General features: G+C 70.0%; 16 protein-coding genes. 8 read left to right on the forward strand and 8 right to left on the reverse strand.

Annotated elements, in window-relative coordinates:
- Window positions 1-58: 58 nt before the first annotated feature.
- On the forward strand, window positions 59-1,909 hold the full coding sequence (gene typA, locus AB0B61_RS06270; RefSeq protein WP_358428786.1) for a translational GTPase TypA: 1,851 nt from the start codon (window positions 59-61) through the stop codon (window positions 1,907-1,909).
- A gap of 115 nt (window positions 1,910-2,024) precedes the next feature.
- A complete protein-coding gene (locus AB0B61_RS06275; protein ID WP_358428788.1) occupies window positions 2,025-4,565 on the forward strand; it encodes a hypothetical protein in 2,541 nt (846 codons plus the stop codon).
- Here AB0B61_RS06275 and AB0B61_RS06280 read toward each other — a convergent pair.
- The 5 genes from AB0B61_RS06280 to AB0B61_RS06300 all read right to left on the reverse strand — a co-directional run bounded on the left by AB0B61_RS06280 (window position 4,528) and on the right by AB0B61_RS06300 (window position 8,620).
- On the reverse strand, window positions 4,528-6,081 hold the full coding sequence (locus AB0B61_RS06280) for a DUF2079 domain-containing protein (RefSeq protein WP_358428791.1): 1,554 nt from the start codon (window positions 6,079-6,081) through the stop codon (window positions 4,528-4,530). The genes AB0B61_RS06275 and AB0B61_RS06280 overlap by 38 nt on opposite strands.
- Before the next feature lie 20 nt (window positions 6,082-6,101).
- Window positions 6,102-6,752: a DUF2461 domain-containing protein gene (locus AB0B61_RS06285; RefSeq protein WP_358428794.1), complete on the reverse strand. Its 651-nt coding sequence runs from the start codon at window positions 6,750-6,752 to the stop codon at window positions 6,102-6,104.
- 47 nt (window positions 6,753-6,799) lie between these two features.
- The gene (locus AB0B61_RS06290; protein ID WP_358428797.1) at window positions 6,800-7,528 is read right to left on the reverse strand and encodes a polysaccharide deacetylase family protein; all 729 of its coding nucleotides are present in this window, start codon (window positions 7,526-7,528) and stop codon (window positions 6,800-6,802) included.
- Between the two features lie 90 nt (window positions 7,529-7,618).
- Entirely contained in the window at window positions 7,619-7,924 is a 306-nt protein-coding gene (locus tag AB0B61_RS06295) for a hypothetical protein (protein WP_358428800.1), read from the reverse strand.
- A 120-nt stretch (window positions 7,925-8,044) separates the two neighbouring features.
- Window positions 8,045-8,620: an XRE family transcriptional regulator gene (locus AB0B61_RS06300; RefSeq protein ID WP_358428803.1), complete on the reverse strand. Its 576-nt coding sequence runs from the start codon at window positions 8,618-8,620 to the stop codon at window positions 8,045-8,047.
- Between the two features lie 89 nt (window positions 8,621-8,709).
- On the opposite strand from AB0B61_RS06300, the gene AB0B61_RS06305 reads away from it, so the two are divergent.
- Window positions 8,710-9,543 carry an EamA family transporter gene (locus AB0B61_RS06305; protein WP_358428806.1) on the forward strand — a complete coding sequence of 278 codons (834 nt, stop codon included), beginning with the start codon at window positions 8,710-8,712 and terminating at the stop codon, window positions 9,541-9,543.
- A gap of 180 nt (window positions 9,544-9,723) precedes the next feature.
- The gene (locus AB0B61_RS06310) at window positions 9,724-10,668 is read left to right on the forward strand and encodes a sensor histidine kinase (protein ID WP_358428808.1); all 945 of its coding nucleotides are present in this window, start codon (window positions 9,724-9,726) and stop codon (window positions 10,666-10,668) included.
- A 28-nt stretch (window positions 10,669-10,696) separates the two neighbouring features.
- Here the strand turns inward: AB0B61_RS06310 and AB0B61_RS06315 are convergent, their stop codons facing one another.
- Window positions 10,697-11,281: a sigma-70 family RNA polymerase sigma factor gene (locus AB0B61_RS06315; protein WP_225291958.1), complete on the reverse strand. Its 585-nt coding sequence runs from the start codon at window positions 11,279-11,281 to the stop codon at window positions 10,697-10,699.
- Between the two features lie 243 nt (window positions 11,282-11,524).
- On the opposite strand from AB0B61_RS06315, the gene AB0B61_RS06320 reads away from it, so the two are divergent.
- Window positions 11,525-12,601, forward strand: coding sequence for a PLP-dependent cysteine synthase family protein (locus AB0B61_RS06320; protein WP_358428811.1), 1,077 nt, complete (start codon window positions 11,525-11,527; stop codon window positions 12,599-12,601).
- Window positions 12,602-12,616: 15 nt separating this feature from the next.
- Here AB0B61_RS06320 and AB0B61_RS06325 read toward each other — a convergent pair whose 3' ends face one another.
- Entirely contained in the window at window positions 12,617-13,585 is a 969-nt protein-coding gene (locus tag AB0B61_RS06325) for an iron-siderophore ABC transporter substrate-binding protein (RefSeq protein WP_358428814.1), read from the reverse strand.
- 279 nt (window positions 13,586-13,864) lie between these two features.
- Between AB0B61_RS06325 and AB0B61_RS06330 the strand changes: the two genes are divergently transcribed.
- From AB0B61_RS06330 to AB0B61_RS06340, 3 genes are all read left to right on the forward strand, one after another.
- Window positions 13,865-14,899 carry an iron ABC transporter permease gene (locus AB0B61_RS06330; RefSeq protein WP_358428817.1) on the forward strand — a complete coding sequence of 345 codons (1,035 nt, stop codon included), beginning with the start codon at window positions 13,865-13,867 and terminating at the stop codon, window positions 14,897-14,899.
- A 73-nt stretch (window positions 14,900-14,972) separates the two neighbouring features.
- Entirely contained in the window at window positions 14,973-16,016 is a 1,044-nt protein-coding gene (locus AB0B61_RS06335) for an iron chelate uptake ABC transporter family permease subunit (protein ID WP_358429329.1), read from the forward strand.
- Complete coding sequence (locus tag AB0B61_RS06340) at window positions 16,013-16,795, forward strand: ABC transporter ATP-binding protein (RefSeq protein ID WP_358428820.1); 783 nt, start codon at window positions 16,013-16,015, stop codon at window positions 16,793-16,795. The genes AB0B61_RS06335 and AB0B61_RS06340 overlap by 4 nt, the downstream gene beginning before the upstream one ends.
- A 46-nt stretch (window positions 16,796-16,841) precedes the next feature.
- Here AB0B61_RS06340 and ftsY read toward each other — a convergent pair whose 3' ends face one another.
- A complete protein-coding gene (gene ftsY, locus AB0B61_RS06345) occupies window positions 16,842-18,029 on the reverse strand; it encodes a signal recognition particle-docking protein FtsY (RefSeq protein WP_358428823.1) in 1,188 nt (395 codons plus the stop codon).
- Window positions 18,030-18,052 lie beyond the last annotated feature (23 nt).

An 18,052-nucleotide genomic window follows, 5' to 3' on the forward strand; every position in this document is an offset into this window, starting at 1 on the left:
ACTTATAAGGCCGCGACTTCGCGCGGCCGCCCCCACGATCACAGAGCGAGACGTCATCATGCCTTTGAACAGCCGCGACGACCTGCGGAACATCGCGATCATCGCGCACGTCGACCATGGCAAGACCACGTTGGTCGACGCCATGCTCTGGCAGTCCGGGGCGTTCCGCGCCAACCAGGACGTCGACGACCGTGTCATGGACTCCAACGACCTAGAGCGCGAGAAGGGCATCACCATTCTCGCGAAGAACACCGCCGTGAGTCACGGCGGCATGACCCTCAACATCATCGACACCCCGGGCCACGCCGACTTCGGCGGCGAGGTCGAGCGCGGCCTGTCGATGGTCGACGGTGTCGTGCTGCTGGTCGACGCGTCGGAGGGGCCGCTGCCGCAGACCCGCTTCGTGCTGCGCAAGGCGTTCGGCGCCAAGATGCCGGTCATCCTCTGCATCAACAAGGTCGACCGGCCCGACGCGCGCATCAAGGAGGTCGTGGACGAGGTCTACGAGCTCTTCATGGACCTCGACGCCACCGAGGAGCAGATCGACTTCCCGATCGTCTACGCCTCGGCCAAGGCGGGCCGCGCCTCCATGAACCGTCCCGAGGACGGCGGCATGCCGGACGCCGAGGACCTGGAGCCGCTGTTCGACATCATCAAGTCGACGATCCCGGCGCCCACCTACGACCCCAGCGCCCCGCTGCAGGCTCACGTCACCAACCTCGACGCCTCCTCCTACCTGGGCCGCATCGCGCTCTGCCGGGTGCACCAGGGCGTGCTGCGCAAGGGCCAGCAGGTGGCCTGGTGCCGTACCGACGGCACGATCCAGCGGGTCAAGATCACCGAGCTGCTCATGACCGAGGCCCTGGAGCGCAAGCCGGCCGAGGAGGCCGGTCCCGGCGACATCATCGCGATCGCCGGCATCCCCGAGATCATGATCGGCGAGACGCTGGCCGACCCCGAGGACCCGCGCCCGCTGCCCCTCATCACGGTCGACGAGCCCGCCATCTCCATGACCATCGGCACCAACACCTCGCCGCTGGTCGGCAAGTCCAAGGGCTCGAAGGTCACCGCCCGCATGGTCAAGGACCGGCTGGAGAAGGAGCTCGTCGGCAACGTGTCGCTGCGCGTGCTCCCCACCGACCGGCCCGACGCCTGGGAGGTGCAGGGCCGCGGTGAGCTGGCGCTGGCCATCCTGGTCGAGCAGATGCGCCGCGAGGGTTACGAGCTGACCGTCGGCAAGCCGCAGGTGGTCACCAAGACCATCGACGGCAAGGTGCACGAGCCGGTCGAGCGCCTCACGGTCGACTGCCCGGAGGAATACCTGGGCGCGATCACGCAGCTGCTGGCCGTCCGCAAGGGCCGCATGGAGCACATGACCAACCACGGCACCGGCTGGATCCGGATGGAGTTCGTGGTGCCGGCGCGCGGCCTGATCGGCTTCCGCACCGAGTTCCTCACCGAGACGCGCGGCACCGGCCTGGTGCACCACGTCTTCGACTCCTACGAGCCGTGGTTCGGCGAGCTGCGTACCCGCAACAACGGCTCCCTGGTGGCCGACCGCTCCGGTCCCGTGACCGCCTTCGCCATGCTCAACCTCCAGGAGCGCGGCACGCTGTTCGTGTCGCCGACCACCGAGGTCTACGAGGGCATGATCGTCGGCGAGAACTCCCGGTCCGACGACATGGACGTCAACATCACCAAGGAGAAGAAGCTCACCAACATGCGCTCCTCCACCAGCGAGGAGACCGAGAAGGTGATCCCGCCGCGCAACCTGTCGCTGGAGCAGGCGCTGGAGTTCATCCGCGAGGACGAGTGCGTGGAGATCACCCCTGACCACGTGCGCATCCGCAAGGTGGTCCTCGACGCCTCCACGCGTGGCCGCTCCGCGGCTCGCGCCAAGCGCGCCTGACCCAGGCTCACCCACCACACCTGACTTCTTCCTGACATTCGGTAGAAGTCAGGTGTGACCACACCGTGACCGGAGTGGCGAGAACAACTGCCTCCACGAGTGAATCATCCACTCTGTGGGGAAGCTCCGGATGTTCATCGCGTTCGGGCTCGCGATGGTCTCGGCGGGAGCGATCGTCTGGTGCACGGTGGCGGCCAGGCCCGTGCCGCTGTCCACGCGGTCCGCGAATCCCGTCGTGCCCGAACCATGGGAGCTGGACGGCCGGGGCGACCCGCGGGTGAAACTCGCCCGGCAGGCGACGACCGAGGTCCGGGTGACCAGGGCCGGCCCAGGTGACCTGCGCGCCGTGCCCGCGGGGCGGCTCGACGAGCGCCAGCGCCAGGTGAAGGTGACCATCAAGCACCGGCTGCTCATGGACCGGGCCGACCCGCTGGTCGAGACGCTGCGGCAGGGTGGCAGCTTCCCCGGCGGCATCCGGCGGTTCACCGACGACGGGTTCGGGGCCGTCAAGGTGGGTGGCACCGTGCTGGCCCCGACCACGCGGCCGGCGCCGATCCTCACCACCACGCCCGCCGGACTGACCACGGCCGAGTTCCAGGTGACGTTGCTGCGGCAGTTCAGGCCCAGCGAGCTGATGACGTTCGATTTCAACGCCCCCAGCGCCAAACCGCTCATCGTGAGCCAGCGGACGATCAGCCTGCTGCCGGGCGAGTGGACCGTCCTGCAGGCCGAAGGGCTCGATCCCGAGCGGGAGGAGTCGGAACTCCTGCGGTTCACCGTCGGGTCGTACCTGGTGAAGGTGACGCTGGCCCAGGACTCCTACGGGTTCCCTGACGCGGAGGAGACCGACGACTTCTCGTGGACGGCCGGGCTCGGCGTGCTCACCGCGATCGCGCTGGCCGCCTTCCTGGCGCGCTCCCTCGGCCTGGCCTGGTGGAACCGGCCGCCCAACCGCGAGCTTCTCCTGGGGATCGCCCTGGTCACACCCCTGGTGCTGCTCCCGCTCCTGGCGCCGGACTGGCGGCCCCTGGCGTACGTGGCCCTGTTCCTCGCCCTGCCGGCGCTCACGGCGCGGCACGCGAGCCGGGCCCTGCCGATCAGCCCGCCGTGGACCACCCGCGACATGCTCGTGGTCACCGGGCTCGCCTGCCTCGTCGGCCTCGGCATGCTGTCCTGGTCATGGCTGCACGAGCAGCTGCCCGCCCAGACGCTGCTGATCGGCTCCGTGGTCGCGGCCGTGACGGCCGCCGCGGCGGCGGTGGTGTTCAGCGTGGACCTGGGGGTTCGCGTGGTGATCGTCCGGCTGGCGGTGCTGGCGGCTGAGGCGGCGATCGGCCTGCTGGCGCTCGCTCTGTGGGGCCGGGCGCTGCTGACCGGGGTGTACCCGCCGGACAGCATCAGGCTGGTGCTGGCCCTCAGCTGGGCGGTGATCCCGATCGCCGCCATCGCCGTGGCCACCAAGATGTGGACCCGCACCGCGGTCGTGGGCGCCGTGCTGGTGAGCCTGCTGGTGCAGGGCTGGCCGACCGAGTGGCTGGACAGCGGGTCGTGGAATCTGCCCTTCGGCGGCGCGGACGCGGCGAACATGCCGAAGATCGGCATCCTGCCGCTCGACCCGCTCGTCCGCGGGGTGCTCGGGTTACTGCTGCTGGCGTTCGCGCTGCTGGTGCTCCGGCTCCGGCGCCTCGGCGGTTCGCTGGCCGCGCTCGACCACCCGGCGACGCACCCCACGGTGATCGCCTGCCTGATGGTGCTCTACCTCACCCCTCGGGGCAGCACCACGCTCACCGACGTCAACGTGGCGCTGCCGCAGCTGACGATCACCTCGATCGCCGCCTGGGTGACGGCCCGCTGGCTGCTCGTACGCCACCACCCGGCCGTCGTCGAGCCCGCCACCGCCGAGGAACACCGGCAGCTGGTCAGGGCCGCCCTGCACAAGCGGCTCCTGCTCATCTCCGAGCAGGAGCTCTATCGCATCGGCCGGGGCAAGCTGGGCGCCGGCGAGCTGACGATGGCCGAGTTCGACACGCGCCGCCACGAGCTGGAGACCGCGCTGGCCGAACACGGGCGGCACCCCGAGACGGCCCTGGCCACCGCCGCCGGCTGCACGCCCTGGCACAACGGCGTGTACGCGTTCGTGATCAGCCTGCTGCTGAGCCTGCCCTTCGTGCTCGTGTTCGGCTGGCCGACGGGGGCCGACCTGAGCAGCTTCGTGTTCGACTCCCGCTACCTGCTGACACTGCCCGCCTTCGGCTTCGTGTTCGGCTACTTCTATCCGCGCATCCGGGGCACCCAGCCGATGACCAAGGCGCTCCACCTGATGGCGGCGGCGTTGGTCACGGAGCTGTCGGCGTACCTGCCCACGCTGTTCGAGCCGGACATCGGGGTGGCGGTCAAGGTGCAGGTGGTGGCCATCGTGGTGGGCGAGGTGGCGCTGGTCTGCATCGGGCTCGGACTGTACTGGGAGTGGCGGGTCATGCACCTGGCCGGGGAGCCGTGGGCGCGGGTGCGGAACATACGCAGCGTGCGCAGCCTGGCCACGCCGCTGCTGGCCGTCGTCATCGCGGCGGGCACCACGGCGGCGACGTCGGCGGCGGGCCAGACCGTGGACCGCATCCTCAAAGGGGACCAGGTGTCCTCGTCGTCCGGGCCGTAGCCGCCAGGACCACGTAGCCGTCCTGGGAGAACCGGACCTCGTAGCCGCTGCCGACCAGGAGCCGTACGCGCTCGCGCTGCTCGGCCACGTCCACGAACGGGAAGGTCTTCCGCCCCACGTCGGCCACGACCCATGGCGCCTCGCGCGATGTGCGGTCCCACAGCAGCACCCGGCTCCGCCCCGACAGGGCCGGCGCCAGGTTGTTGGCCGCCTCCACGAGCACCCCGTCGGGCACCACGGCGACGGCGGCGGCCGCGGCCCGCTCACGGGCGTCGTGCCGGTAGGAGTCGGGGTCGGCCAGACCGGCCAGGGAGAAGAACGGCACGGAGACCAGCGCGAACCCGGCCACCCCCAGCGCCCAGACCCGCGTCGCCCGATCACCGAGAGCAGAGATCCGCGTCACCGGGGTTCCGCCCGCCGTCCGCAGGGCCCCGATGCGCGTCGCCGGGTCCCCTCCGGCCGTGTGGCGGGCGCGCAGGCGCCGGACGCCGTCCACTCCGGCCGCGAAGACCACCACCACGACGAAGGCGTTGTAGTGGTAGCCCGCCACCCACCAGTTGGGGAACGAGCTGGCCAGCATCCGCTCGGCGAGCAGCGGCACCGCCATGATCAGCAGCGGCGACCGCGGCGCGGCCAGCAGCGTGATGCCGAGCAGCAGGGCCAGCGTGACGAGCTTGGCCGGTGGGCTGCCGAGCTGGGCCAGCACCGCGAGCGGATCGGTCAGGGCGGTGCGCGCGACGCCCCGCATGTCCGGTCCCAGCGCGCCGTACGCCCAGTAGTAGTCGGACCGCCCCCCGAACAGCGGGATGAGCACCTGCGACGCCAGCCATGTGTAGGCCGCCCCACCGGCCACGAACGCGCCGCCCAGGACCCGCCGGCCACGCTGGGTGAGCAGGACCAGCCCGAACCCGGCGACCAGCAGCCCCATGTCCTCCTTGACGCACAGCAGCGCCAGGGCGGCCGTCACCACGCCGATGCGTTTACCGGCCTGGTGGCGTTCGAGCAGCACGGCGGTGAGCAGCGGCGCGAACGCCGCCTCGTGGAAGTCGAACGCCACGGTCTCCACCACGGGCCACGAGAGCGTGTAAGCCACGGCGACGAGATGCGCGGCGCCCGGCCCCAGCGCCCGCCGCGTGAACACCCACAGCGGGACCGCCGCCGCGGCCAGCAGCACCGCCTGGGCGACCAGCAGCGTCGCGGGGCCGTCGAACAGCCAGTAGAGCGGGGCCAGGAGGGCGAGGATCGGCGACCAGTGATCGCCGAGGGTGGAGAAATCCGGGCCGAAGCCGTTGTGCACGCCCTTGACGATGGCTATCGGCAGGCGGAACTGGGAGTAGGAGCGCACGGCCTGGTCGAAGATCACCAGGTCGTAGGCGCCGGCCTTGAAGTTCGCCAGCTTGGTGAGGGAGAGGGTGGTGTAGAGGGCGGCCGCCGTGGCGGTGATCGCCGCCAGCGTGACGCGGTCACGGCGCGTCCGGTCGCCCGTCTCGGCGGTGACCGTAGCCGGCGCTGTCACGCTTTGTTGATCACCCATGGTCAGCGGCGCGGCAGCTCGCTGCCCCGTACGTGGGCGCTGAGCCAGTCCACCAGCGGCCCGAAGGCACGCCAGGTGTCGCGGACCCGGTCGAGAACCTCGGCGGTGTGCACCCACGGCTCGGGCTCCCACTGGCGGCCCGCGTGCAGGGACCTGTGGCGCAGCAGGTCGAGGCGGGGATGGTCGTCCGCGATGCCACGAGGACGGGTCTTCAGCCGGTCACCGCCGATGACGTAGCCCCCGGCCCGCAAGGCCGTCACCATGTCCGCCAGCGGCTTGCCCGTCAGGTCCTCGTCGACCGCGGCGCGGTAGCGGGCCACCTGGTCGGACGCCTGGGTGTAGCAGCCGCCCGCCACGAAGAGCCCGTCGGCGCCGACCTGGACGTAGAAGCCGATGCCGGGTGTGAGGTCGACGAAGGCGCCCTGATGGGTCTTGTACGGTGACTTGTCCTTGGCGAAGCGGACATCACGGTAGGGGCGGAACAGCTGGGCCTGGCCGAACTCCGCCGCCAGCTCCTCGGTGAGGGCGAGCATCGGCGCGCGCACCGCGTCCTCGTAGAAGTGCTTGTGGCGGGTGAAATATGTCTTGCTGTTGTCCGCCTCAAGGCCCTCGTAGAACACGAACGCCTCGTCGGGGAAACCGGTGAAACCCATGGGTCAAGAGTGCCACGGCCGGCCGACGGTTTGACGCGCCGCACGGCTCATCGGGCGTTGTACATCCGGGCCGTGTACATCCGGCCCGGCGCCGGCGTCCTGCCGTACAGCTCCGAGATGGTCACCGGCGTGCAGCCCTTCTTCGCCAGCAGGTCGAGCAGGGCGGGGACCGCCTGGATGGTGCTGCGGTGGATGTCGTGCATCAGCACGATCGACCCCACCGCCGCCCTGCCCGCGCGCCTGGCCACCAGGGCGGGCACCCGGTCCTGCCAGTCCAGGGTGTCGACGCTCCACAGGATCTGCGCCAGCCCCAGTCGCCGCGCCTCGGCGGCCACCCGGCGGCTCGTCGCCCCGTACGGCGGGCGCATCACCCGCATCCGGACCCCGCTCACCCGCTCCACCACGTCGTTCGTGTGCTTCAGCTGGAAGCGCAGCCCTTGGTCCGTCAATCCGGTGAGCGGCGGATGGTTCCACGTGTGGTTGCCGAGTTCGTGCCCCTCGGCCACGATGCGGCGTACGAGCTGGGCGCCCCCGTGCGCGGCGACCATCTGCCCGACGACGAAGAACGTGGCCCTGACCTTCCGGGCGCTCAGCAGGTCCAGCAGCCTGCCGGTGTAGTCGCCGGGCCCGTCGTCGAAGGTGAGCGCGACGCACTTCAGGCGCCTGCAGTTGATCCTGCGGGCCGTGGGCCAGCCGGGCTGCATGGCCTCGAGCCGCCTGGCCAGCTTTTTCGGGTCGAGGGGCGCCTGTGGGCGGGTCAGCTGGGGTTGGATCATCGGCCGGGGCCCGCATCCCGCCACCGCGACCAGCAATGCCAGAGATACCGCCCAGCCCCGCATGGCGCCCTCCGAGAGCGTCTGCGGGGTTTACGGATATTCCTGTACCGGGTTACCCCGCAACTCCTTGGCCAGGTCCTCCCACCAGAGTGGGATATCGGCCTGCAGTTCGGTGTATCGACGCGCCACTCGTATGGCACATCCAACCGGATCCGTACCCAAATGCCGACGTTTCACGGGCCCTTCCTGCCAGCGGTAAAACCCGTCCCTGTAGTGCACGACCAGGCCGATCCATACCGAGACGGTGGCGTCGTCGCCCACCTCGTAGGCGCTGGTGACACCGAGACCGTGCAGCTCCGCGTAGAGCTTCTCCGTCGCCGTGCGCCCTTCGGTCACGCGCCACCCCCAGCTGACGTTTCGTCGCACACACCGGGATGTACCCACCATCCGGCATCAGCCGTCAAGGACATGCTGTAATCATGAAACTCCAGAAGGTGATCAGGAGGCTGTTCGACGTTATTGGTCAGGCGCCTCTCTGGGCTCGGCGACCACCATCACCAGCCGGAGCTCCTCGGATCCCTGGTTGGCGTAGCGATGGGGCCTGTCGGCGGTGAAGAGCACGGCGGAGTCGGCCTTGACCACGTAGCTCCTGCCGTACACCGTGAGCGTCAGTTCGCCCGCCAGCACCGTCAGCATCTCGCGGGTGCCCGGCGGGTGGGCGTCGCCGTCGTGGTGCCGGCCGGGCGCCAGCCGCCAGTCCCACAGCTCCAGGATCATCGGGGTATCAGCCCCGACCAGCAGCTTCGCCTGCACCTCGCCCTGGTCGAAGGTGACCACGTCGGCCTTCTCGACGATCCGCACCACCGGCACGTCGGAGACCTCCACCAGCCTGGCCACGGTCACGCCCAGCGCGGAGGCGATCCGGGTGAGCGTGGAGACGCTGGGGTTCGTCCGGGCCTGCTCGACCTGGACCAGCATGCCTCTGCTCACTCCCGACCTGGCGGCCAGCGCGTCGAGCGTGAGCCCGCGGTGCGCGCGCTGGGCGCGCACATTGTTGGCGATGGCCTGTGTGATCGTCTCCGGATCCTCCATGCAGTGCAGTGTAGTGAAGGCGATTTGCAGTGTGTTGTACTCTAATGTGTTGTACTAGCAGTGCATTCTGATGAACTGGACGGTGGAGCATGCTCGCGGTGATCCTCGCGACGGCCTGCGCGGTGGTCTACGGCACGGCCGACTTCTTCGGCGGCCTGGCCACCCGCCGATCGCAGGTGTTCCCGGTCGTGGCGCTGTCGCAGCTCGCCGGCCTGGCCCTGATCCTCGTGCTGCTGCCCCTGCTCCCCGGCGTGTTCAGCGATGGGGCGCTGCTCTGGGGGCTGGGCGCGGGCGTGGCGGGCGCCGCCGGCCTGATGCTCTTCTACCGGGCACTCGCCACCGGCGTCATGTCGGTGGTGGCGCCCACGACCGCGGTCACGTCGGCCGGGCTCCCCGTCGTGTACGGCCTGGCGACCGGCGAGCGCCCCGAGCCCGTGGCGCTGGTCGGGGTGGTGCTGGCCCTCGGCTCCGTACTCCTGGTCAGCCAGGACCGCTCCGCCGACAAGAGCGGCTCGATCGGCTCGGTGCTCATCGCCCTGGCCGCGGGCGCCGCGTTCGGCGGCTTCTTCATCCTGCTCGCCCTGGCTCCCGACGACGGCGGTCTGTGGCCCCTGGTGGGGGCCAGACTGTCCTCGGTGGCGCTGGTGGTGGTCCTCGCGGTGGCGACGCGGCGCTCGCTGAGGCCGGCCGGTGGGTCGCTGCACATCATCGTCGCGGCGGGCGTGCTCGACATGCTGGCCAACGTCCTGTACCTGGAGGCCAAGCAGCAGGGCCTGCTGAGCCTGGTGGCGGTGCTGGTGTCCCTCTATCCGGCGAGCACGCTGCTGCTGGCCCGGCGGGTGCTGGGCGAGCGGCTGCACGCGATCCAGGTGGCGGGCGTGGCGTGCGCGCTCGGCGCGGTGGCGCTCATCGCGGTCGCCTGACACGGCGCTTCGCATAGGGCCTCCGCGGTCGCTTCGCAGGGGGCTCCCGCGGTCGCCTGACGCGGCTCGCGGGAAGTCTCCGCGCGACAGTTGCGGTCGCTTGGCGCGTCGATTCGGCCGTCCGGCGCGGCGCTATCCTCAGCCGTTGCGCAGATTGCAAGCGCTTGCTACGTTTCGGCCGTGCGCCCTGATCGGGCTCGTCCAGACCACGAGTCGTTCAAGCACGTTGCGGTGTCGTACGACTCGAATGACGCCTTCCTGCGGCTGATCGTGCCTCGCGTGCGCGCGGCGCTCGCCCACGACAGGCGGGTCATCGTGGCGACCTCGGCGGACAAGCTCCGGCTGCTCGAGGAGGCGCTGGGGGACGAAGCCCGGCAGATCGACCGCAGGGACTCCCGCACCTGGTACCTCCACCCGCCCAGGACGCTGGCCGCCTACCACGAGTACACCCGGGGGCGGCGCGCACTCGTCGTCGGCGAGATCCCCTGGCCCGCGCGCGGCGAGCGCGAGACCCGCGAGTGGATCCGGTACGAGTCGGTGCTGAACGCCGCCCTGGAGGACAGCGGAGCCGTCGCGCTGTGCCTCTACAACCCGCGAACCGTCCCGGCGGCGGTGCTGGAGCATCAGCCGGTGATCCATCCCCTACTGCTGGATGCCACCGGGGAGGTGGCCAGCACAGGCTTCGTCCGGCCGCACGAGCTGGTGCTGAACGGCGACCTGGAGCCGCTGCCCGCACCGAGCGGACGGGTGGCGACGGTCAGGTTCACCGCGCGGGAGATCAAGGGGCTCAGGCACACGGTCCGCGACTACGCCAGCGCCGCGGGGATGGACGTGAACCTCATCGGCTCCCTGGTCCTCAGCGTCTCCGAGATCGCCGCGAACAGCGTCGAGCACGGCGCCGGCCACGGCATGATCAAGATGTGGGTGAGCGGAAGGGAGATGGTCTGCGAGATCGCCGACCCAGGCGGCGCGCTCGACGACCCTTTACCGGGCTATATACCACCCGAGCCCGAATCCTCGAGAGGATACGGGCTCTGGATCAGCCGACAGCTCTGCGACTTCGTCGACCTGCGCGCCGAGAACGGAACACTCCGCGTACGGCTCCATATGGGGTTGGACGGCTAGGCGCGGCTCTGGGTGTGGGGTTGGGTGACTATGCGGCGCTCTGGGCCGGCACGCGTAGGGCGCCCTCTTCGCGGGCGTAGCCCTCCAGCATGCCGCGCAGCTGGCGGCGGCCCCGGTGCAGCCGGGACATGACCGTGCCGATCGGCGTGCCCATGCGCTCGGCGATCTCCTTGTAGGCGAACCCCTCGACGTCGGCCAGGTAGACGGCGACGCGGAAGTCCTCCGGCAGGGAGCGCAGCGCGTTCATCACGACGTTGTCGGGCAGCCGTTCGATCGCCTCGGTCTCGGCCGACTTCAGGCCGGTCGAGCTGTGCGACTCGGCGGCGTGCAGCTGCCAGTCCTCGATCTCCTCGGCGGCGGCCAGCTTGGGCGAGCGCTGCTTCTTGCGGTAGTCGTTGATGAAGTTGTTGGTGAGGATCCGGTGCAGCCAGGCCTTGAGGTTGGTGCCCTCACGGAACTGGTGGTACGAGGTATATGCCTTGGCCACGGTCTCCTGGACCAGGTCCTCTGCGTCGGCGGAGTTGCGGGTCAGGCGCATGGCGGAGGCGAACAGCTGCGACGTCACGGGTACGACGTCGCGCTCGAACCAGTCTTGTCGCTGTTCATCGGTCATGGTGATCAAATCATTCCCCCTTGCGCTATCCCCCATCTCGGCCAAGCCGCTGGCCTCGGTACCAGTTTCGCAATCGGCACGTAAGGGCCGCGTTAACGGTTCCGCCAGGTCAGAGAGGTTAAAGGTCCACCTGCTCGCGGCGTGCGTCATCACGTCCACGGCGGGACCAGTCTCATTAGCATAACACTATACCCCCAATTTCGCACTTAATGTGGCTAGAGTCACATGGGATAGCGTATAGACATGGATTTCGTGGATCGGCATGACATAGAGGCGCGACTGTGGGTGACGGAGGCGATTCGTAAGGTAGAAGCCGACGCCAACCGGAGCTGTGATACGCACCTCCATGTCTTTCCGCTTCCCCCGCGCTGGGGGGTAAACCTCTACTTGAAAGACGAATCAGTACACCCCACTGGTTCACTCAAACATCGACTTGCTCGATCTCTCTTCCTGTACGGCCTGGCCAACGGCTGGATCGGGCCCGCCACGACGGTCGTGGAGGCGTCGAGCGGCTCGACGGCGGTGAGCGAGGCATATTTCGCCCGGCTCCTCGGCCTGGCCTTCATCGCGGTGATGCCCGCGTCCACGTCACCGGAGAAGATCGCGCTGATCGAGTTCTACGGCGGCAAGTGTCACCTGGTCGACGATCCCGGCACCATCTATGACGAGTCTCACCGCCTGGCGGCCGAGACGAACGGCCACTTCATGGACCAGTTCACCTACGCCGAGCGGGCCACGGACTGGCGCGGCAACAACAACATCGCCGAGTCGATCTACGCGCAGATGTCCATGGAGCCCCACCCGGAGCCCACCTGGATCGTGGTGGGCGCGGGCACGGGCGGCACCTCCTCGACGATCGGCCGCTACATCCGTTACCGCCGCCACCCCACGCGCCTCGCGGTGGCCGACCCGGAGGGCTCCGCCTTCTATCCGAGCTGGGTGTCGGGCGACACGTCCGTCACCGCCCGGGGCTCCCGCATCGAGGGTATCGGCCGGCCGAGGGTGGAGCCCTCGTTCCAGCCGATGGTCATCGACCGCATGATCACCGTTCCGGACGCCCGGTCGATCGCCGCGATGCACTGGGTCCACGAGGTGACGGGCCGCGACGTGGGCGGCTCCACCGGCACGAACGTGGCCGCCTGCGTGGACCTGATCCGCGAGATGCGCCGTACCGGCGCCCAGGGCAGCATCGTCACCCTGATCTGCGACGGGGGCGAGCGCTATCGGGGCACCTACTGCGACCAGGACTGGCTCGCCGCCCAGGGCCTGGACCTGGCACCCCACCTGGCGGACCTGCGTACGTTCCTGTCGGCGAGCTGACCTGATGGTGGCCGGTCAGGACGTGGTCGTCCTGGCCGGATCCACGGCGAAGAGCTTCGCCACGTCATCGAGGATGGCATGGGCACCCTGGATGCCGACCGCGCTCATCCAGGTCAGATCGCTGACCTCATGCTTCTCACCCTTGAGCTTCCCCCACAGCGGGTTGCCCACGAACTTCTCCTTGGGCCCATCAGACGACGGGTCCGGATATGTCGCGACGAAGAGGTGGTCTGCGTCCAGGTCCCCGATGCGCTCCTGGCTCACGTCCACCACGATCGCGTCCTGCTTGGTGGGCTGGCCCTCCGGGCGGGGGAAGCCGATGTCCTTCATCACGACCCCCGAGTAGGAGTTCTCGACGTACAGCCGTGTCGTCGGCTCCCCGGCGAACCTGACGATGGAGATGGTCGGCAGCTTCCCGTCCTTCTCCTTGATCGCGGTGCCGATCTTCGCGGCCCGCTCCTCGTACGCCTTGATCGTCGTGTCGGCGAGCTGCTCCTGACCCAGGGCCTGCCCCATGAGCCGGATGTTGTCCTTCCAGATGGCGCCGGTGGTCACGCTGAAGACGGTCGGGGCGATCTTGGACAGCTTGTCGTAGAGAGCCTCGTGGCGGACCTTGGCCGAGACGATCAGGTCGGGCTTGAGCGCCATGATCTTCTCCAGACTGGGCTGCTCCAGGGTGCCGACCGGAATGGCCTCCTTGCCGTACTCGGCGGCGACGGAGCCCAGGTAGTCAGGTAGCTTCGTGTCGATGGACCGGTAGGTGGTGTAGCCGACCACCGGCGTCCGCAGCGTCAGCACCGCGTCCACGAAGCTCTGATCCAGGGCCACCACACGCTTGGGCCGCGCCGGGATCTTGGTCTCGCCCATCGCGTGCCTGACGGTACGGAACGGCTCCGCCGCCTTCTGCGCGGCCGGGGCCGAAGAACCACAGGCGGTGAGCACCGCCACGAGTACGGCCCCCACCAGAGCGCGCAACGGTCTCATCTGATCCCTTTCCCAGCAAATATTAGGCAACCCTAATTAAGGTTAGCCCTGCCTAACCTGACATACTTCACCAAGGTCAGGCAAATGTGCGAGGAAGACGACGGCATCGGGCGACCGAGCCCGCCGCACGGAGTGCGGCAAATTAGCAGGCGAGGGAGCGCCGTCGTCTGGAGGAGGAGCGCCGGGAGCGAAGCGACCAGAGGGACGGGGGAAGACGGCGGCGTGAGGCGACCGAGCCCGCCGAACGGAGTGAGGCAAATTAGCAGGGAGGAAACCAGAGTGACCGTTACGGCTGTGGCGCCGCGCCCGCACGGCGTTCAGCAGCGGCGGCTCACCGTTCTCCTGGTCCTGCTCGGGGCCGTCGTGGTCGGCGTGGTGCTGAGCATCACGATCGGCGCCAAGTCCGTGCCTCCGGCCGACGCCTGGCACGCGCTCACCGCCCCGACCGGCACCGAGAACGACATCGTCATCCGCTCGCTGCGCCTCCCCAGGACCGTGCTCGGCGTACTGGCCGGGTTAGCGCTGGGCGTCGCGGGCGCGCTCATGCAGGGCCACACCCGCAACCCGCTCGCCGACCCGGGGCTGCTCGGCGTGACGCAGGGGGCGGCGTTCGCGATGGTCGCCTCGATCATCCTGCTGGGCGCCTCCAGCCTGCTCGCCTACATCTGGTTCGGCCTGGCCGGCGCGCTGATCGCCAGCGTCGGCGTGTTCGCGCTCGGCATGGTCGGCGGGCGCGGCGGCCCGACGCCGGTCACGCTCGCCTTGGCGGGCACCGCCGTGAGCGCCTTCCTGTACGCGCTGACCTCGGCCATCGTGCTCCTGGACGAGCAGGCGATGGACGTGTTCAGGTTCTGGCAGGCCGGCTCCATCGCCGCCCGGGGCTCGGAGGTGATCTGGCAGGTGCTGCCGTTCATCCTGGTCGGCCTGGTGCTGGCGATGGTCAACGCCCCCGGGCTGAACGCGCTGGCCCTCGGCGAGGACGTCGCCCGCGGCCTCGGCCAGAACATCGCCCTCACCCGCACTGTCGGCGTCGCCGCCGTCACCCTGCTCACCGGCGCCTCGGTGGCCGCCTGCGGGTCGCTGGCGTTCGTCGGGCTGATCGTGCCGCACCTGGTCCGCCCGCTGTCCGGCACCGATCATAGGTGGCTGCTGCCGTACTCCGGACTGGTGGGCGCCGCGCTGCTGCTGCTCGCCGACGTGATCGGCCGCGTCGTCGCCCCGCCGGGCGAGCTGGAGGTCGGCGTGGTGCTCGCGCTGCTCGGCGCCCCCTTCTTCGTCATCCTGGTCCGCCGCAGGAAGCCGGTGCGACTGTGACGACGACTCTCCCGCCCAGGAAGACCGGTGCGGCTGTGACGATGATTCCCCTCAGCAGGCCGGTGTGGCCGTGATGACGACGATCCCGCTGCGGGTGGCGGGCCTGTCCTGGCGGGTACGGCCGCGCGGCGTCGCCGTGACGCTCGGCGGTCTGGCGCTCCTCGGCCTGCTCATGGCCCTGAACATGCGCATCGGCGACATCCCGATGAGCCTGTCCCAGGTGCTGGGCGGCACGTTCGACGTCAACAGCGCCGAGCACTTCGTGATCATGGAGCTCCGCCTGCCGCGCGCCCTGACCGGCGCCCTGGTGGGTGCGGCGCTGGCGCTGTCCGGCGCGATCATCCAGTCCATCGCGCGCAACCCGCTGGCCAGCCCCGAGATCCTCGGCGTCACCACCGGCGCCTCCGTCACGGTCGTGGCGGGGGTGGTGGCCAGCGGCAGCGCGTACGGCGGGGTCAGCGGGCTGCTCTCGACCCTCGGCATCCCCCTGCTGGCCCTGCTCGGCGGCCTGACGGGAGCCGTGATCGTGTACGCGCTGGCCTGGCGGCGCGGGCTCGACGGCTACCGGCTGGTCCTGGTCGGCATCGGCGTGGCCGCGGTGTTCACCAACGTCAAGTACTGGCTGCTGACCGTCGGCGACGTGAACGACACCGGCAGAGCCATGGTCTGGATCAGCGGCTCACTCAACGGCCGGGGCTGGGAGCACGTGCTGCCCGTGGCGCTCGCGCTGGCCGTACTCGTGCCGCTGACCCTGCTCGGCACCCGCTCACTCGACGCGCTGCGCTTCGGCGACGACACGGTCACCGCGCTCGGCCTGCGGATGAACCCGGCGCGCGCGCTGATGATCCTCGCCGCGGTGCTCCTCGCCGCCGTCGCCACGGCCTCGGCGGGCCCGATCGCGTTCGTCGCGCTGGCCGCGCCGCAGGTCGCGCTCCGGCTGACCCGCTACGGCCAGCCGCCGTTGTTGTCGTCGGCGGTGGTCGGCGCCGTGCTGACCGCCGCGGCCGACCTGATCGCGCGTACCGTCTTCTCCCCGATCGAACTGCCCGTCGGCGTCGTGACCGCGGTCCTCGGCGCCCCGTACCTGATCCACTTGATCTGGAAGGCGCGCAAATGAGGCTCCAGGCCGTCGACGTCAAGCTCGGGTACGGCGACCGCACCATCGTCGATGGGCTCGACCTCGGCATCGAGGCGGGCACGGTCACCACGATCATCGGCCCCAACGGCTGCGGCAAATCCACGCTGCTGCGCGCGCTCGGCCGGCTGCTCCGGCCGCAGGGCGGCGAGGTACTGCTCGACGGCAAGCGCATCGACCGGACCCCCACCCGCGAGGTGGCCAAGATCCTCGGCGTACTGCCGCAGGCGCCCACCGCGCCGGAAGGGCTGACGGTCGCCGACCTGGTCGCCAGGGGCAGGCACCCGCACCAGACCTGGTACCGGCAGTGGTCGTCGGACGACGAGTCGGCCGTGGACGAGGCGCTGGCCATGACCGGCCTGGCGGACCTCGCCGAACGCCCCCTGGACGAGCTCTCGGGCGGGCAGCGTCAGCGCGCCTGGATCTCCATGGCGCTGGCCCAGGGCACCGACCTGCTGCTGCTCGACGAGCCGACCACGTTCCTGGACCTGGCGCACCAGGTGGAGGTCCTGGAGCTGGTACGACACCTGCACGGGGCGGCGGGCCGGACCATCGTCATGGTCCTGCACGACCTCAACCTGGCGGCCCGCTACACCGACCGGCTGGTGGCCATGCGGGGTGGCCGAGTGGTGGCCGCGGGCGACCCGCACGAGGTACTGACGGAGGACCTGCTGCGGGAGGTGTTCGAACTGGACGCCAAGATCATCGCCGACCCGGTGGCGGGCACGCCACTCGTCATCCCCATCGGCACACACCGCTGACGGCCCGGCGACGGTTCAGCCGAGCGCGCCCAGCCCCATTTCCGATCTACTTGGAATTCTCATCGCCGAGAATGGCGTCCACGAACACCTCGGGATCAAAGGGCGCCAGGTCGTCGGGACCCTCGCCGAGCCCCGCCAGCTTGACCGGAACCCCCAGCTCTCGCTGGACCGAGATGACGATGCCGCCCTTGGCCGTGCCGTCGAGCTTGGTCAGCGCGATGCCGGTGATGTTGACGACCTCGGCGAACACCTGAGCCTGCCGCATCCCGTTCTGGCCGGTGGTGGCGTCGAGGACGAGGAGCACCTCGTCGACGGTGGCCTTCTTCTCGATGACCCGCTTGACCTTGCCCAGCTCGTCCATGAGGCCGGTCTTGGTGTGCAGGCGGCCGGCGGTGTCGACGATGACGACGTCGACCTTCTCCTCGATGCCCTTGGCCGTGGCGTCGAAGGCGACAGAGGCGGGATCGCCGCCCTCGGGCCCGCGTACGACGTCGGCGCCGACCCGGTCGCCCCACGTCTGGAGCTGGTCGGCGGCGGCGGCCCGGAAGGTGTCCGCCGCGCCGAGCACGACCTTCTTGCCGTCGCCGATCAGCGCGCGAGCCAGTTTGCCCGTGGTGGTGGTCTTGCCGGTGCCGTTGACGCCGACGACGAGCACGACGGCGGGCCGCTCGCCGTGCTTCTGGACGTGCAGCGTACGGTCCAGCTCGGGGTTGATCTGGGCGAGCAACTGCTCACGGAGCAGCTTGCGCACCTCCTCGGGGGTGCGGCTGCCGAGCACCTTGACCTTCGTGCGCAGCTCCTCGACCATGGCGCGCGTCGGCGCCACGCCGACGTCGGCGGTGATCAGGCTCTCCTCGATCTCGTCCCAGACCTCGTCGTCGAGGCGGTCGCGGGACAGCAGCTCCAGCAGACCGCGCCCGAGCGTGCTCTGCGAGCGGGCCAGCCGCGAGCGCAGCCGCACCATCCGGCCGGCGGACGGCGGCGGCACCTCGATCTCGGGCGTGACGACGGTGGGTTGCGCGGGCGGCGGGAGCGTGGTGGTCGCCCCTCCCCCCTCACCCTCCTCCGTGCCGGGCGCCGGCCGCTGCTCGGGGAGCGTGGGCGCCTGGGGCGTCTTGGGCGGTTCGACCGGCGGTGCGCCCTTGCCACCGGGCCTGAAGAGCAGGAAAAGACCGCCGGCCGCCAACAGGGCGACGACGACCACGATCACGATGACGCCGAGGTAACCATCCACAACAGGTCAGTTTTCCAGATGGA

The sequence above is a fragment of the Nonomuraea sp. NPDC049158 genome (assembly GCF_040648335.1).
Lineage (GTDB): Bacteria > Actinomycetota > Actinomycetes > Streptosporangiales > Streptosporangiaceae > Nonomuraea.

Coding starts and splice junctions, on each gene's coding strand:
- typA (WP_358428786.1), top strand. CDS start 59: ATGCCTTTGAACAGCCGCGACGACCTGCGGAACATCGCGATCATCGCG.
- AB0B61_RS06285 (WP_358428794.1), bottom strand. CDS start 6,752: ATGGGTTTCACCGGTTTCCCCGACGAGGCGTTCGTGTTCTACGAGGGC.
- AB0B61_RS06290 (WP_358428797.1), bottom strand. CDS start 7,528: ATGATCCAACCCCAGCTGACCCGCCCACAGGCGCCCCTCGACCCGAAA.
- AB0B61_RS06300 (WP_358428803.1), bottom strand. CDS start 8,620: ATGGAGGATCCGGAGACGATCACACAGGCCATCGCCAACAATGTGCGC.
- AB0B61_RS06305 (WP_358428806.1), top strand. CDS start 8,710: ATGCTCGCGGTGATCCTCGCGACGGCCTGCGCGGTGGTCTACGGCACG.
- AB0B61_RS06315 (WP_225291958.1), bottom strand. CDS start 11,281: ATGACCGATGAACAGCGACAAGACTGGTTCGAGCGCGACGTCGTACCC.
- AB0B61_RS06320 (WP_358428811.1), top strand. CDS start 11,525: ATGGATTTCGTGGATCGGCATGACATAGAGGCGCGACTGTGGGTGACG.
- AB0B61_RS06325 (WP_358428814.1), bottom strand. CDS start 13,585: ATGAGACCGTTGCGCGCTCTGGTGGGGGCCGTACTCGTGGCGGTGCTC.
- AB0B61_RS06335 (WP_358429329.1), top strand. CDS start 14,973: ATGACGACGATCCCGCTGCGGGTGGCGGGCCTGTCCTGGCGGGTACGG.
- AB0B61_RS06340 (WP_358428820.1), top strand. CDS start 16,013: ATGAGGCTCCAGGCCGTCGACGTCAAGCTCGGGTACGGCGACCGCACC.